Below are 16778 nucleotides of genomic sequence, written 5' to 3' on the forward strand. Positions count from 1 at the left end.
TACTATGAACTACGAACTACACTGCGTAGCTTAATCTTATATCTAGTAGAAAGTACTAAACAAAAAAACATGATAAAGAACTATATAAAAATCGCCTGGCGCAGTATTGTAAAGAACCGCTTCTTTAGTTTACTGAATATATTTGGCTTAGCCATCAGTTTATCAGTTGCCATACTCTTGCTTACCTATGGTCGACAAGAACTGAGTTTTGATAAACACTTTTCAAAAGAGTCGAATATTTATCGGGTATACATGCAGACAACGCCGACCTATAACAATGAAAATTGGGTCCAGTTGCCAAATGCTGTTGCTCCAACGATGCTTGCCGAAGTTCCAGAAGTCAAATCGGCCGCACGCCTCGTAAAACTGGACTTTACTGGGACAGCTTCCATTAGAGTGAACGAGTCGAACTTCATGGAAAATAATATTTATCTGGCAGACTCGGCCCTGTTTAACTTATTCGATTTCAAGTTCATTGAAGGAAATAGGAAAACTGTCTTTTCCAATCCCAAAAGTGTTGTCATCGCTCAGAGTAAAAAAGAACAGCTTTTCGGCAAACAAGAAGCGCTTAATAAGGAAATTGTTTTCAATCAGCGTGATACGATGATCGTGTCGGGTGTGTTCCAAGACCTACCGTTGAACAGCAGTATAGAAGGCGATATCTTTACGAATATTATGGACTCCTGGATGGGAAAAGATATATACTGGTCCAATGCCAGCTACGAAACCTATTGCTTACTATCTCCAACCGCAAATGCTGATCAAGTAGCACACCTGACGACAGCTTTGATTAACAAGCATGTGCCGGCAGATGAACAGTATTATACACAGTTTTTCCTACAGCCTCTTGCTAAAGTTCACCTCTATTCAGGCCACTTAAAGCATGACGCTTCTTCTCGGATAGGTAACATCAATACCGTAAAAACAATCTTCATTCTTGCTTCGCTCATTATCGCTATAGCCTGTATCAACTACATGAACCTGGCGACTGCCCGATCACAAAAAAATGCAAAAGAAGTTGGTGTCAGCAAAGTTTTGGGGGCAAAACCTTATGAGATTAAACTACGCTTTTACCTGGAAACAGCGATTGTGTCCCTTATATCCATTGTGATTGGACTACTCCTAGCCTGTGCCCTACTAACTACATTTAACAACATGATTGGGACGAGCATCAATATCGCGTCCTTGTTGAGCTTAGGCAACCTCGCCGTCCTGTTATGTATTTGGTTAGCCGTTACCTTAATTGGAGGTAGCTATCCTGCTTTCTATATGGCAAGAATCCCAAGTTTATCGCTGATGAAAAAGTGGGATAATAAAAACGTTGCGTCCGAGCTTATTCGCAGGGGACTGGTTGTATTTCAATTCACCTGCTCGATTATCCTCATCATCGGTGTGCTTGTCATCTCATTACAGATGAAGCATGTTCAAGATAAAGATCTAGGCTACAAGCCAACACAGATATTGACTATTCCGATGCGAGCCATTACTAAAGTAGATAAATACGAAAGTATCAAACAATCACTGCTATCCATTAGTGGAACAGAAAGCATTTCAACATTGCAAACCTACCCTGGTTTTGGAGAGAGCGGTAAAACCATAAACGCAGCGGGGGCCATCACAGAAGGTCTTCCCGTACGTACGTGTAGCAGTCGTGGTGAAGTCGTACAAACAATGGGCTTAGATCTCTTGGCAGGATCCGATCTTCCGCAAAATATCTCGCCTAATGACACCGTTTGTTACACGTTAATAAATGAAGTCGTCGCAAGCTACCTCGGTTTTAGCAATCCGGCCGACGCCATTGGTCAACCACTAAAATCAGAAATGATGAAAAAGTCTGTCATCGTAGGCGTAGTTCGAAACTTCAATTTCAGTAATCTTAAAGATGCCATTGGCGGATATGTATACTACCGAATGAACAATCCGTCAGAAAGCTACCGATACTTTGTTCTACGCTATAACACAGCGAACACTTCGACTTATCTCGATCAGGTACGCGCTGTATTTGCAAAGGAACAACCTGAAGTAGCCTTCGACTACCAATTCCTGGACGATTATATCCGGAAACAATATGAAGTAGAAAACCGGACGAATAAAGTTATAAGTGCCTTCTCTATCTTGACCATATTCGTCGCATCATTGGGACTATTTGGTCTAGCAGCTTTCACTGCAGAACAACGTAAGAAAGAGATTGGGGTCCGAAAAGTTTTGGGCGCGAGTACCTATAAAATCGTTAAACTACTATCGGGACATTTCGTCCTTCTGGTGGTCCTTTCCTTAATCATAGCCAGTCCAATAGCTTGGTGGTTATTTTCGAAATGGTTACAGGACTTTACTTTCCGCATACAAATCCCTTGGTGGGTATTCCTTAGCGCTGGCGCGCTGGCATTGATAATTGCTATGTTTACCATTGGTTATCAAGCGATGCGTGCTGCCCGTGTAAATCCGGTAAATAGTTTACGGGACGAATAAATCAATATGTATCAGGTTTATATAAACAAAAAGAATCATACCGATCTAGCGGTATCCAATCTATAATAAAAGCACCAGTAAAAAATGAAAAAGCTAACCTTAATTATATTCTTATGTACCGGTCTTCTTTCATGGGCCGATGCACAAGAAAAAAATATCGTTCAAAAAAACACGAAAGAACAGGCCAATGAGGATAAAAACTGGCAACTGATCAACAATAATAAAGAATGGAAATTACGTGTACGGGGCCAGGTACAACTCAGCTCAGATGACAAGGCCATCACCTCGCTATCTCGAGGTGGAGCGATTCATTTTAGCCAGCGGGGCGAGAAGCTTGAAGTCTCTGAAGATAAATCAGGCAAAGTACTATATAAAATAAACGGACGAATCATTGATGAAAATAATACCACATATCAATCACTTATTTCCTCTTGTGTAAGCACCTTGATCAAAGGTGGTGTAGATGCTGAAAGACGGACCGCCCGTCTCTATACCGCAGGGGGAACCCAGGCCGTACTTCAAGAACTAGGTTCTTTACACAATGATTTCGCAAGAAGTCGTTATATCAATGCTTTGTTACTGTTACCGATCTCTTCATCCGAGTCGGTCACGCTAATAAAACAAGTACCTCAATTACTGGAAAGTGATTATTACCAATCCGAAATTTTCTCAGACCTATTAACAAAATCAGAGCAACAAGATTACCTCTACACCGCGATCTTGTCAGCCACGGAAGATATAAAATCGGACTACTATCGATACACGACAGTTAGTAAACTCCTTAATGTCCAATCCCTGAATCAGGAACAAAAAGCCGCTGTTCTCCACATAGTTCGTCATACCAGTTCAGACTATTATCAAGCAGAACTGTTCAAGCAGCTACTAAAAACACAAACAATTGAAAGCCCTGATTTCCAAGAGACCATGTCTTTGGTACAAAGCATGAAGAGCGACTATTATAAAACGGAAATTCTAAGTGGCTTAATGAAAAAAGCGGAGAAAGAATCGGACTGGAAATTACTCATCCCTCAAGTCAGTCATATTGCATCGGATTACTACCAAGCAGAATTGCTACAACAGATGACTAAACGGATTCCAGCATCCGAAACACTTAAGCAACAACTACAGGAAGCCGCAAAGAACATAAAGTCTGACTTTTATTACGGTAAAATTACGCGTCAAATTAGCGCTATTTAGTTCAAAAAGTACGACATGATAAAACTGCAAAACATATTTAAATGGTACCATGTGGGCGGAACACGCAGCTATGTACTCAAGGATATAAACCTCGAAGTGGACCCAGGAGATTTTATTTCGATTATGGGTCCTTCGGGATCTGGCAAATCCACATTACTAAACCTACTCGGTATGCTCGATATGCCCGATGAAGGTAAATATTACTTCATGGAGGAAGACGTATTTGCTCTGAAAGCGAAGAGAAGAACTGCCCTCTTCCAATCACATATAGGCTATGTTTTTCAATCTTACCATCTTATTGATGACCTAACGGTTTATGAGAACATTGAAACACCCCTCCTGTATAAGGATCTTCCAGGGAAAGAACGAAAAGCTATTGTTGCAGATATGCTCGACCGTTTCGGAATCGTGGGTAAAAAAGACCTCTTTCCGTCGCAGCTTTCGGGAGGACAGCAGCAGATTGTTGGTATAGCACGCGCGTTAGCAACATCTCCGACACTACTGTTGGCCGATGAGCCGACAGGGAACCTCAACTCGAAGCAAGGAGAAGAGATTATGCAGCTGTTCAAACAGCTCAACGAGGAGGGCGTAACAATTATCCAGGTAACACACTCTGAGAAGAACGCAGAGTATGGCAAACGGACAATACACATGTTGGATGGTCAATTAAGGTAAAGCAGGTAGCCACGTCACCGTTAGAAGCGCTGCGACGTGGCAAATTACCGGCTACACCTGGACAGCTCTATTTCTAGCATCATTTTTGCATTCGTTTAAAAAGTCGTAATTTGGTACCGATGAATGAAAACGAACTAAAAGCGCTCATTTCATTGCTAGATGATCCTGATACGGAGATTTATCATGAATTAGCCGATAAGCTGATCTCATCTGGTCCAGAGGTTGTCCCGTTCTTGGAGCAACACTGGGAACAATCATTCGATGTGCTTTTACAAGGACGCGTGGAGGAAATTATCCATAAAATCCAATTCAACCAAGTCAAAAATGACCTCCAACTGTGGAAGATAAGTAACCAGGAAGATCTGCTGGAGGGACTACTGATTGTGAACCGCTATCAGTATGCAAACCTCCATGAAGATGAGGTCCGCAATCAGCTCGCCGAACTAAAGCGTAACGCTTGGTACCATCTGATGTACGAAATGACACCGGTTGAAAAAGTAAAACTGCTGAATAATATTCTTTTTCATGAGTTTGGCCTTTCTGGAAATACGACCGATTACCACGCACCGCAGAATTCATTCTTAAATAAAGTACTGGAAACAAAAAAAGGGAATCCTATTTCACTGGCCTGTATCTACAGCCTGGTTGCCCAACGACTAGATATTCCCATACATGGGATAAATCTTCCGAAACACTTTGTTTTAGCTTATATGGACGAAGATAACCCGGAAGAGGTCTTGTTCTATATCAATGTGTTTAACCGTGGACAGATCATGCGGGAAGAGGATATACGATCCTTTCTACAACAACTGAACCTTCCACCTAGCGATGAATACATGAAGCCATGTGACAACCTCGCTATTGTTCGGCGCGTACTACGCAACTTGGTTGCCTCGTACGAGCATGTAGATAATCTAGAGAAGAAAAAGGAAGTGCAAATCTTGCTGGATCTTACTGACCCAGCGTAGAGGCATCTCGCGTATCTAATGCTAACCCCACAGGTCTGCCCTGGGCTTCAGTGGATACGCTTTTATCTGGCTCCACATCTCCGCTATCAGAAATTTTAAAACGCATAATCATTTTCGTCCAACGATCTGCAACATAAATGTACTGACCAGTAGAACGATTATCAATAGCTACACTGGTAGGTTCCCTTAGTAAGGTTTTGACACCTGTGATAATCCGAGTCGGTTCAATAACGCTTTCTTTAATTTTCTCTGAAAATTTTTCAAAGATTAAAATTCTACCCGATCCCGCCACCGCAGTATCGACAACATCGGCAACAACCAGTATATTCTTAACACTATCATAGGCAAGATCGCGGAGATTTCTCGCATCTGGGATAGCTATAGTCCGCGTCGGATTAAGCTTTCCGATAGAATCGGCCAAATTAATTTCTGTGTTAATAATATCCTCAAACACATAAATCCCCCCGGCTTTAGCTGCAGTATTCACAGTGAAAAAATTCTTGGATGCATAAACACCACCAGACATCGTCAACCCACTATTTCTTAATTTTTTAAAAGGTCTAGCGTAACCATTTTTACTCAAAGGTCTATACACTAAATATATACCCGCATTTTCACCTTGACCATTTACAATGAAAAATGTTTCCGATCCTGACTCATACCCAAAGCCTTTCACAAAATCATAGTACCTGTTCCCCATTCGGCCATTATTAGATAAAAGTCCCGTGTTTACACCGATATTCATAAAATATACAGCCGTATCTAATATGCCATCTCGGTTCGCACTACCTTGAAATAAAGTCTTCAAGTAAGGATTAAAATAAATAGGGCCGCCTCCTTTTGCACTAGAAGTGTGTGCCAAGGCAAAGTTAAAGGTGGAAGAATCTGCTGGATAAATAATACGTACATTGACAAGTGGCTTCGCAGCACTTGAAGTACTATACTCCTCAAAAGAAACATAGAGCCTCGAAAATGTTTTGGTATCCAATTTTGGTTCTCCATCTTCCCGCTCACAGGCATACACCCCAACCAACAAAGCAACAGCAATAAACGTTTTATATATATAGGAAATCTTTCTCATGACTATGGATCATATGTGTTACAAACATACAAAATTAAACGCTTTCCCTTTGTCGTTTGCCACATCTACCACACCTTCTTTTGCAAATTTTTCCAGATTTCCGTAAAATTGTAAGATATTAAAGCATACACATGGAGAATCAGGCGTTTGAACGTGAAAAAATAAGCTTACCGAATCAAGGCAAAAAACTATTGCTGCACTCCTGCTGTGCGCCATGCGCAGGCGAAGTGATGGAAGCTTTAATTGCCTCTGATATCGAATTCACGATTTATTTTTACAACCCAAACATTCACCCGCGCAAAGAGTATGACCTACGTAAAGAAGAAAATATCCGCTTTGCAGAAAAGCACAATATTCCTTTTATAGATGCCGATTACGACGTCGACCATTGGTTTGATCTAGCCAAAGGGATGGAAAATGAACCAGAGCGTGGCATTCGTTGCACCATGTGCTTCGACATGCGTTTTGAGAAGACAGCCGAGTATGCAGCAGCGCATGGCTTTGATGTAATCTCTAGCTCCTTAGGTATTTCACGCTGGAAAACCATGTCGCAAATCAATGACTGTGGCGAACGTGCTGCTGCGCGATACCCCGATATGGAATACTGGACTTTCAACTGGCGAAAAAAAGGAGGCTCCGGTCGCATGCTTGAAATCAGCAAGCGTGAAAAGTTTTATATGCAGGAATACTGCGGTTGTGCCTATTCCTTACGCGATACGAATAAATGGCGGATGGCCCATGGGCGAGATAAAATCGAACTTGGCAAAAACTATTACGGCGACGAACAGCAGTAATTTTGTAAAAAGTTTCTTATTTACCAAAATAATAATTAATTTTGCAGGCTCAAATGCAGATTGTGAAATATCTAAAACAATATAGAATACCGTTCTCGGGGTTAGCCGCGGGACAACACAACTTTGAATTTGAAATTGACGATAAGTTCTTTGATTGTTACGAACACTCTCTCGTTAAAAAAGGAAAATTAACAGCAAATGTTGAACTCCAAAAACAAGAGAATATGTTGGTTGTACATTTTGATATTAAAGGTACCATCCAACTTACTTGCGACATCTGTCTTAGCGACTTTGATTCACCACAAGCCTTCAACGAACGAACGTTAGTGAAATTCACGGAGGAAGATTGGGAAAATAGCACGGAAGAAGTACTGGTTCTATCTACAAAAGATTATGAACTAGATATTGCTAACTTGTTATACGAATTCATTAATGTTCGGGTCCCTTACTACACGAAATGTACGGAACAAGGGGTGAATATCAGTTGCGACCCAGAGATGCTCGCGAAGATTAGTCGTGAAGAACCGGAGAACGAATCCGAAGAAGAAGAAAAAAAAATGGACCCACGTTGGGATATATTAAAGAGTATTAAAAATAACTAAAACACAAATACGAGATGGCACATCCAAAGCGTAAGACTTCTAAATCAAGAAGAGACAAAAGAAGAACACATTATAAGGCAGAAAGACCTACGTTGACAGTATGTCAAGAAACTGGAGCTGTTCATACTCCACACCGTGCATATACAGTAGACGGAAACTTATACTACAACGGTAAATTGATTATTGAAAACACCGCTGCTGTCTAACGACATCATTCCAAAAAATTAAACATCCCAAATAGGTGTAAAACTCAATTTTTATACTTTAATTTGGGATGTTTTTGCGTATTATTGATTATAAAATAATAACGAATGAAGATTGGTTTAGACGTATTAGGTGGAGATTACGCACCTAATTCCACAATATTTGGAGCTATAGAAGCTCAAAAAACACTCAAAGACGATCAACGTCTAGTTCTTATTGGAGATCAGCAGGACACCGTAGAACGGTTGAAACAGGCTGGAGCAAACCCCGATAACTTTGACTATATCCATGCGCCTGATGCCATCAGCATGCATGAACACCCAACCAAAGCCATTACCCAAAAACCAAATTCTAGTATTGCAAAGGGATTTGAATTGTTAAAAAACGGTTCTTTAGATTCATTTGCATCCGCCGGAAATACAGGCGCAATGCTGGTTGGAGCTGTATTTAGCGTCAAAGCAATATCAGGCGTCCTGCGCCCGGCTATAGCAACGAATGTCCCTAAATTAAAAAGCGGTTTCGGTATATTACTCGATGTGGGCGCCAATGCTGATTGTAAACCGGAAATGTTAAATCAGTTTGCCATTCTAGGCAGTCTGTATGCGGAACACATCTACGGCGTAGCAACCCCAAAAGTTGGCCTCTTGAATATCGGCGAAGAGGAAGAAAAAGGAAACCTCCTAACCATTTCCACCTATCCCCTACTAAAAGAAAACAACAAGATAAATTTTATTGGGAATGCTGAAGGTAGAGATATGTTTACCGATTTCGCTGACGTGTATGTATGTGACGGTTTCACGGGGAATGTCGTATTAAAGCTGGCGGAGTCATTTTATGGCATTACCCTAAAAAAGGGAATGAAAGATGATTTCTTTGATCGCTTCAATTACGAACAGTACGGAGGCAGTCCGATTCTAGGTGTAAATGCACCAGTTATCGTCGGACACGGCATCTCGACCCCGGAGGCAATCAAAAATATGGTTTTACTTTCAAGAGATATGATCGAATCCAAAATCATCGATAAGATCAAATCTGCTTTCAACTAATTTAATATGTCAAAAATTCACGCTGCTATTACTGCAGTAAACGGTTACGTTCCAGACTACATCTTGACAAATCAAGAACTGGAAACAATGGTTGACACAAACGACGAGTGGATTGTTTCGCGCACCGGCATCAAGGAAAGAAGAATCCTTAAAGGTGAAGGTAAAGCAACATCTGATTTAGCCGTACCAGCAGTTTTAGGGCTTTTAGAAAAAAGAGGCATTTCAGCCGATGATATCGAACTGATTATTTTCTGTACCAGTACTCCAGATATGCTGTTCCCAGCAACAGCAAATATCTTAGCGGATAAAGTAGGCGCAAAAAAAGCATGGGGATTCGATCTTCAAGCAGCATGTTCAGGTTTTCTATTCGGACTAACTACAGGAGCTCAATTCATTGAGTCCGGCAAGCACAAAAAGGTACTAGTCGTTGGTGCAGATAAAATGTCATCGGTAGTAAACTATGAAGATCGTAACACCTGTATCCTTTTTGGTGACGGTTGCGGTTGTGTACTTTTGGAACCGAATGAAGAAGGAAACGGCCTAATTGATGCCGTTCTAAAAACAGACGGTGCCGGCGCTCCGTATCTCAATATTAAAGGAGGAGGCTCGCTAAACCCGGCTACACATGGCACAGTAGATGCGGGCATGCATTACGCGTATCAAGAAGGTCGCACAGTATTTAAATTTGCAGTAACCAATATGGCTGATGTTGCCGCTGAAGTTATGGAAAGAAATAACTTACAAGCAGACGACGTCGCATGGCTAGTACCGCATCAAGCAAACAAGCGTATCATTGATGCTACGGCAGAAAGAGCGGGATTGCCCGATGAAAAAGTAATGGTTAACATCCAAAAATACGGAAATACAACAAGTGCTACTATCCCAATGTGTTTATGGGAATGGGAAGATAAATTAAAAAAAGGTGATAATTTAATATTAGCCGCATTTGGTGGTGGCTTTACTTGGGGATCTATCTATCTCAAGTGGGGGTACACTAAAGCGTAATATTTTACTATCTTTACCAAATTCGGAAAAACATTAAAATTAAATCGACTAGAAATATGAGTATGGATATTAAACAAATTCAAGACCTGATTAAATTTGTATCAAAATCAGGTGTGAATGAAGTCGCTATTGAAGAAAAAGACTTTAAGATTACGATTAAAACAAATCAAGAGCCTACGTATGTAACAGCAGCAGTGCCTAGCCCAGTTGCTCTTCCAGCTGTAGCTCCTGCGACCGCGGCAATACCAGCGCCAGCTGCACCTGCAACACCAGCCCCTGCGGCAGAAAGTGATGCACATTTAATCACCATTAAATCACCAATGATTGGTACGTTTTACCGCGCATCAGGTCCGGAAAAACCTCTTTTTGTAAATGTTGGTGACGAAATCGCGCCTGGAAAAGTATTATGTATCGTTGAAGCAATGAAGCTTTTCAACGAAATTGAGTCTGAAGTTTCAGGAAAAATCGTGAAGATCTTAGTGAATGATGCACAACCTGTAGAATTCGATCAACCACTTTTCTTGGTTGACCCAAGTTAATTGAGTTTCTTATATTTAAGGAACAACTCAATTTCAGCGAGTTTATCGCTAATGGTAACATCATTTTAAATTTATGTTTAAAAAAATATTAATAGCAAATAGAGGAGAAATTGCCCTACGTATCATTCGCACTTGTCGCGAAATGGGCATCAAAAGTGTCGCTGTATATTCTACAGCAGACAGAGACAGTCTACATGTTCGTTTTGCCGACGAAGCCGTGTGTATCGGTCCTCCTCCCAGTAAAGATTCTTATTTAAACATTCCTCACATTATAGCAGCTGCTGAACTAACTAATGCAGATGCAATCCATCCGGGATATGGCTTCCTTGCCGAGAATGCTAAATTCTCCGCAATTTGTGCCGAATATGGAATTAAATTCATTGGAGCTACTGCCGACCAAATCGAAAAGATGGGCGACAAATCCAGTGCAAAAGAAACAATGAAAAATGCCGGTGTACCTATTGTACCTGGATCAGACGGACTAGTACCTGATGTAAAAACAGGTATTAAACTGGCGAACGAAATCGGATACCCTGTTATCATCAAAGCAACTGCCGGTGGCGGTGGACGTGGTATGCGTATCATCTGGAAAGATGAAGACTTTGAACCGTCATGGGATTCCGCACGCCAAGAATCAGCTGCTGCTTTCGGAAATGACGGTATCTACCTAGAGAAATTTGTAGAAGATCCGAGACATATTGAAATCCAAGTTGTCGGTGATCAATACGGCACGGTGTGTCACCTTTCGGAGCGCGACTGTTCTATCCAACGTAGACACCAGAAGCTTATGGAAGAGGCTCCTTCTCCATTCGTAACGCCAGAGTTGCGTGCGCAAATGGGTGAAGCCGCAATCAAAGGCGCGCAAGCCGTAAACTACGAAGGTGCCGGTACCGTTGAGTTTTTAGTGGATAAACACCGGAATTTCTACTTTATGGAGATGAATACACGTATCCAGGTAGAGCATCCCGTAACGGAAGAAATCATCAACTTTGACCTTATTAAGGAACAAATCAAAGTAGCTGCTGGTATTCCAATATCTGGAAAAAACTACGAGCCTACGATGCATGCTATTGAATGCCGTATAAATGCGGAAGACCCATTCAATAACTTCCGTCCTTCACCAGGTAAAATCACAAACTTTCATTCGCCAGGAGGTCATGGTGTTCGCGTAGATACACATGTTTACGCAGGATATTCTATTCCGCCAAACTACGATTCCATGATTGCTAAAGTTATCTGTACCGCACAAACACGGGAAGAAGCTATTGCTACAATGGAAAGAGCGTTGAGCGAATTTGTGATCGAAGGTGTTAAAACTACGATTCCTTTACACTTGCGTATTATGAAGGATCCAAACTTCAGAGCAGGTAATTTTACAACGAAGTTTATGGAGACTTTCGATCTATCGGAATATCCTGAAGACGAAGTTTAATAAAATTTCTTTTACAAAGACAGAACATACCATTCTTACGAATAAGAATGGTATTTTTGTTTCTGTCCGGAATTAAAATTTTACAATGTCAAAATCTAACGAACTAATTAAAGCTATAAAAGATAAAGGAAAGAGCATAGAGGCAGAAATGTCTTTCTTTGACCACCTCGAAGTATTGCGGTGGCACATTATCCGGTCAGTAATAGCCATTGCAGTTTTCGCTATACTGTCCTTCACTTTCTATGATTTTGTATTCAACCAAATCATCATGGGCCCTAAGAACCTTGATTTTTGGACTTACAGAATGATGTGTAAGGTGGGCGATCTGCTGAGCCTAGAAGGCTTCTGTGTAGAACGTATTCCGTTCAACATTATCAATACCGAGCTTGCGGGTCAGTTTATGTTACAAATAAACTCTTGTTTGCTCATGGCGCTTGCACTTGGTTTTCCGTACCTCCTATTCGAAGTATGGCTCTTCGTTAAACCGGCACTAACTGACATCGAAAGACGATCAGCACGTGGATTTGTACTGTACGCGTCTATTCTGTTTATACTAGGCGCACTCTTCGGGTACTATATCGTGGTTCCTTTATCGGTAAACTTCTTGGCAAACGTTTCCCTTAGCTCGGAAATAACCAACCAAATTACTATAGATTCCTACCTTTCTACTATAGCCACATTAACCCTGGGCTGTGGTGTGGTGTTTCTGTTACCAATCTTGGTTTTCATTCTATCGAAAATCGGATTGATGACTCCGGAATTTATGCGTGCCAGTAGACGTTACGCGGCGGTAATCATTTTGATTATTGCAGCCATCATAACACCAACGGCAGATGTCATCACCTTATTAACGGTGAGTGCGCCGATGTTCCTTCTATACGAGCTGAGTATTATGGTCTCCGCCAATGTAAAGAAGAAGAGAGAACAGGCAGAACGAGAATTTTATAACAAGTAATACAATAATATCATGTCAAAGAAAATTGCAGTAGGAAGTGATCACGCCGGATTTGAATACAAATCAGTAATCGTTGATTTTTTGAAATCCGAAGGTTACGAAGTAGAAGATTTTGGCCCAGAAACTGCTGATTCTGTAGATTACCCTGACTTTGCACACCCGGTTGCGTCTAGTGTTGAAAGTAAAAAGAATGAATTAGGGATCTTAATCTGCGGTAGTGCAAATGGTGTTGCCATCACAGCAAATAAACACCAAGGTATACGTGCAGCCATCGCATGGCAGAATGAAATTGCAGCCCTAGCGCGTCAGCACAACGATGCCAATGTCATTTGTATTCCAGCACGTTTTATCGATATCGATCTAGCGAAAAAAATCGTAAGCACTTTCCTTACCACAGATTTCGAAGGTGGAAGACACGCCAATAGAGTAAATAAAATAGCCTGTAATTAAAAGATAACAGTATGACAAAGAACTGGTTTCGCCTGGCATTATTGCTACCCGCCCTATCAAGCTGCGCCGTAGCACAACATTCACCTCAAGTAAAATTTGCAGAGATGTTGACCGAAGAATCGGCTCGCAAACACTTAACGACATTAGCGTCTCCAGCGTTTGAAGGCCGTGGAACCGGACAGCCAGGAGGAGCGAAAGCAGCAGACTATATTGCCGATGCTTTTAAAAGCTACAAGCTTAGTCCGCCGGTCAACGGCAGCTACTTTCAACCCGTTCATCTTGTCCGAGTAAATTACAAAGTTGATGATTTCTCTCTAAATGGGCAGAAATATACGAACGGTAAGGATTTCTTTATTCAAGGAGATAATAAAAAAACTTCTTTTGATGCTGACGAAGTTGTATTCATTGGTTACGGAATTCAAGATCCGAAACATAATGACCTCAGCCAGGTTGATATCAAGGGAAAGGTTGTATTATTGATTAATGAAAGTGAACCAAAAGACGCGCAGGGGAACTCGATAATTACGGGAACCAAGAAAGAATCAGACTGGTCCACTAGTCGCTTCAAGCGCCTCCAAGCTTTAGTCAAACTTCAACCCAAGCTTATCTTAGCCACAGGCGAGAACGCTCAGGAACTGATTGCACGCTTTGGAGCACGAATGAGTGGCGGTCGCTTTACTTTAGATAATGGTAATACTGCTACTCCAGGAACGGAACAGCCACCTGTTGTGCATATTAAACCCGAGATAGCGGATCTTCTCCTTCAAACAAAAGGTACTACGATCGCGCAGCAAAAACAAAAGCCTACCACGTTTTCTTTCGCGGGAAAACTTCGTGCGGACATGGGATTGATAAATGAGAAATACTTTGACCCCAATGTTTTAGGCCTACTGGAAGGTTCTGATCTAAAAGATGAAATCGTTGTCGTTTCTGGTCACTATGACCATGACGGGATTATGCCTGATGGCACTATATTTCCTGGTGCAGACGATAATGGATCCGGAACAACTGGTGTCCTCGAATTGGCTCGCGTATTTGCAGAAGCAAAAAAAGAAGGATATACACCGCGTCGAAGCTTACTCTTCATCGGTTTGGCGGCCGAAGAGAAAGGACTTCTCGGTTCAAGCTTCTATACGGCAAACCCTATCTTTCCTTTAGCAAATACAGTAGCGTGTCTGAACCTAGATATGATCGGCCGAATTGATGATAAACATTTGAATGGAAATCACAACTACATTCATGCTATTGGAACCGATAAATTGAGCTCAGAATTGAAACAAATCACTGAAAAAGCAAATAAGGATTTTGTAGGCATGGAAATCGATTATATGTATGATGACCCTAAAGACCCGATGAAGCTTTACTATCGTTCGGATCATTATAATTTTGCGCAAAAGGGAATTCCATCCGCCTTTTTCTTCTCTGGCCTTCACCCTCACTATCATACACCGGAGGATACCGTCGATAAGATCGATTTTCCTATGATGGTAAAGAGAGAAAAGCTCGTTTTTCATATTCTATGGGAAATTGCAAATAGAGCGGAACGACTTAAAGTCGACAGTAACAAACAGTAATTTCAACCCCATAAAAAAGCCTCTCTGTATCTACAGAGAGGCTTTTTTATTATCGTGTTATTTTTTATCCCCTTTTTTCTTGTTTATTCATAATTGTTTTTTACTTTTACAGTGTATTAGTTAACTAATACACTAAACTAACGATTATGCTTAAAATAAAAAATCTATCATTTCATTACAAAAAGGGGTATCCTATTTTAAATGATATCAGCATTAACCTAGCTCCCGGCCACGTGTACGGCCTTCTGGGACTTAATGGATGTGGAAAGACGACCTTATTGAAGTTAATTTCCTCTTCTTTATTTCCGAAAAAAGGAGTCATATCAAAGAATATGTACATTGCGAGTGAGAGAAAGCTAGGTTATTTATCAGACTTATACCTCGTTACAGACGAGGTAGACCTGCCTGATTGGAAAATCTCAGATATCCTAGATATCTATAGCCCATTATATCCAAAATTTGATCGTGCATATTTTGAAAATATCATGAACAAATTTTTGGTTGATAGTAAAAACCACATCAAAAACTTATCCTATGGACAACGGAAAAAGGTGAACATAGCTTTTGCGCTCGCCAGCAATGTTTCCCTCCTTTTAATGGATGAACCGACAAACGGCCTGGATATTCCCGCTAAAACACAATTTAGAAAGCTGATTTCAAAACATATATCTGATGAACGGATTATTATTATATCTACACATCAGACCCGTGATATACAACACCTGATTGATCACCTACTTGTTCTGAAAGAGGATAAAATTGCTATAGATTCCTCTCTTTATGAGCTCAATAAAAAGTTCGCGATCAGGTCCGGAAAAACGACGGATACTCTTTACAGCGAAAACACATTTAATGGCACACTTAGTCTGGTATACAATACAACACATGAAGACTCCTCTTTTGATATAGAATTCTTTTTCAATGCCCTTCATGAAAATCCGACGATACTCCATTCTTTAAATACCACAAAATTCGAACATCATGCTCAATAGTATCCAACAAAAAAATCTGATTGCAAGTATCAAAGAGTTTTGGTCCTTCAACAGGAAAACTATACTTTATCTTCCATTAACACTGATAGTCCTATATGGAGCCTACTTATTGAGCCCAACCAAATTTATCTATCAAATCATCGAGACGCCCAGTTTGGGAAATGACGAACAGTTCTTAGTAAGAGAGATGACATCAGGATTAGGTCACATGAGAGGGATCATCCTACTGCTTCCCTTTATCTTCCTCTTTGTTTGTACAAGTCGCTATCTTTTCCGTGTAAAGAAGCATAGTCGTTATACAACTATGCCTATTTCAGATCTACACCGGATCATCACGTTATGGTTTTTCACCTTCGTTATAATGACGATCGGCAATCTTACCTTTTACGTCCTAGATCTGTCCACTGTTTCTATATTTAAATTACTGTTTATGGAAAAAACGACACTCGCCAACATAGAAGTTGGGATCCTTTATCCGACTTACAGTCAGGCGTCCTATTTCAAAACTTTAGATCCAATATATTACGCCTTTCCATTGATCTTTTTTCAGGTAATTCCATTGTATCAAATCGCTCATTTCTTGTTCAAGAAAAACAGCCTGTTTTATTCCATTCTACTGTATACGCTCGTTATGGCTATCACATTCTTTCTCTATCTCAAATGGATGCTACACCAAGGTAACATCACGACTATACGTCCCGAAAATATATTGATCGGACTCCTTCCTGTCTTCATCGTTATTGGGCTCTATTTAGTTACTTTTAGATATCTGCTAAAGGAAAGGGAGGTTTAATT

General features: G+C 40.8%; 17 protein-coding genes. 16 read left to right on the forward strand and 1 reads right to left on the reverse strand.

All coding sequences use genetic code 11. The features are described from left to right. Positions 1-69: 69 nt before the first annotated feature. The 4 genes from B9Y69_RS06780 (at position 70) to B9Y69_RS06795 (ending at position 5309) form a co-directional block, all read left to right on the forward strand. Positions 70-2469, forward strand: coding sequence for an ABC transporter permease (locus B9Y69_RS06780; protein WP_085472263.1), 2400 nt, complete (start codon positions 70-72; stop codon positions 2467-2469). Positions 2470-2553: 84 nt separating this feature from the next. Beyond that, a complete protein-coding gene (locus B9Y69_RS06785) occupies positions 2554-3666 on the forward strand; it encodes a hypothetical protein (protein ID WP_085472264.1) in 1113 nt (370 codons plus the stop codon). A 15-nt stretch (positions 3667-3681) separates the two neighbouring features. Continuing rightward, positions 3682-4341, forward strand: coding sequence for an ABC transporter ATP-binding protein (locus B9Y69_RS06790; protein ID WP_085472265.1), 660 nt, complete (start codon positions 3682-3684; stop codon positions 4339-4341). Between the two features lie 119 nt (positions 4342-4460). Then, positions 4461-5309, forward strand: a complete 849-nt coding sequence (locus tag B9Y69_RS06795; RefSeq protein WP_085472266.1) for a transglutaminase-like domain-containing protein — start codon at positions 4461-4463, stop codon at positions 5307-5309. Here the strand turns inward: B9Y69_RS06795 and B9Y69_RS06800 are convergent. After that, positions 5293-6390 carry a hypothetical protein gene (locus B9Y69_RS06800; RefSeq protein ID WP_085472267.1) on the reverse strand — a complete coding sequence of 366 codons (1098 nt, stop codon included), beginning with the start codon at positions 6388-6390 and terminating at the stop codon, positions 5293-5295. The genes B9Y69_RS06795 and B9Y69_RS06800 overlap by 17 nt on opposite strands. Before the next feature lie 131 nt (positions 6391-6521). On the opposite strand from B9Y69_RS06800, the gene B9Y69_RS06805 reads away from it, so the two are divergent. The 12 genes from B9Y69_RS06805 (at position 6522) to B9Y69_RS06860 (ending at position 16776) form a co-directional block, all read left to right on the forward strand. Beyond that, a complete protein-coding gene (locus tag B9Y69_RS06805) occupies positions 6522-7184 on the forward strand; it encodes an epoxyqueuosine reductase QueH (protein WP_085472268.1) in 663 nt (220 codons plus the stop codon). Between the two features lie 53 nt (positions 7185-7237). Beyond that, complete coding sequence (locus B9Y69_RS06810) at positions 7238-7786, forward strand: YceD family protein (RefSeq protein ID WP_234991125.1); 549 nt, start codon at positions 7238-7240, stop codon at positions 7784-7786. 14 nt (positions 7787-7800) lie between these two features. Continuing rightward, positions 7801-7992, forward strand: coding sequence for a 50S ribosomal protein L32 (gene rpmF / locus B9Y69_RS06815; RefSeq protein ID WP_085472269.1), 192 nt, complete (start codon positions 7801-7803; stop codon positions 7990-7992). 105 nt (positions 7993-8097) lie between these two features. After that, positions 8098-9036: a phosphate acyltransferase PlsX gene (gene plsX / locus B9Y69_RS06820; protein ID WP_085472270.1), complete on the forward strand. Its 939-nt coding sequence runs from the start codon at positions 8098-8100 to the stop codon at positions 9034-9036. Between the two features lie 6 nt (positions 9037-9042). Then, entirely contained in the window at positions 9043-10041 is a 999-nt protein-coding gene (locus tag B9Y69_RS06825) for a beta-ketoacyl-ACP synthase III (protein ID WP_085472271.1), read from the forward strand. 56 nt (positions 10042-10097) lie between these two features. Further along, positions 10098-10580: an acetyl-CoA carboxylase biotin carboxyl carrier protein gene (accB, locus tag B9Y69_RS06830; protein WP_085472272.1), complete on the forward strand. Its 483-nt coding sequence runs from the start codon at positions 10098-10100 to the stop codon at positions 10578-10580. Between the two features lie 73 nt (positions 10581-10653). Continuing rightward, positions 10654-12012 carry an acetyl-CoA carboxylase biotin carboxylase subunit gene (gene accC / locus B9Y69_RS06835; RefSeq protein WP_085472273.1) on the forward strand — a complete coding sequence of 453 codons (1359 nt, stop codon included), beginning with the start codon at positions 10654-10656 and terminating at the stop codon, positions 12010-12012. An 85-nt stretch (positions 12013-12097) separates the two neighbouring features. Further along, positions 12098-12967 carry a twin-arginine translocase subunit TatC gene (gene tatC, locus B9Y69_RS06840; RefSeq protein WP_085472274.1) on the forward strand — a complete coding sequence of 290 codons (870 nt, stop codon included), beginning with the start codon at positions 12098-12100 and terminating at the stop codon, positions 12965-12967. Between the two features lie 12 nt (positions 12968-12979). Then, entirely contained in the window at positions 12980-13417 is a 438-nt protein-coding gene (gene rpiB, locus B9Y69_RS06845; protein ID WP_085472275.1) for a ribose 5-phosphate isomerase B, read from the forward strand. Positions 13418-13428: 11 nt separating this feature from the next. Further along, positions 13429-14991 (forward strand): M28 family peptidase, encoded by a 1563-nt coding sequence (locus B9Y69_RS06850; RefSeq protein WP_085472276.1) that lies wholly within the window; start codon positions 13429-13431, stop codon positions 14989-14991. A 146-nt stretch (positions 14992-15137) separates the two neighbouring features. Beyond that, entirely contained in the window at positions 15138-15983 is an 846-nt protein-coding gene (locus tag B9Y69_RS06855) for an ABC transporter ATP-binding protein (protein ID WP_085472277.1), read from the forward strand. Continuing rightward, positions 15973-16776: a hypothetical protein gene (locus tag B9Y69_RS06860; RefSeq protein ID WP_085472278.1), complete on the forward strand. Its 804-nt coding sequence runs from the start codon at positions 15973-15975 to the stop codon at positions 16774-16776. Before B9Y69_RS06855 ends, B9Y69_RS06860 begins: the two co-directional genes overlap by 11 nt. The last annotated feature ends 2 nt before the right edge of the window (positions 16777-16778 follow it).

This window comes from Sphingobacterium psychroaquaticum, assembly GCF_900177625.1.
Taxonomy (GTDB): Bacteria; Bacteroidota; Bacteroidia; order Sphingobacteriales; family Sphingobacteriaceae; genus Sphingobacterium; species Sphingobacterium psychroaquaticum.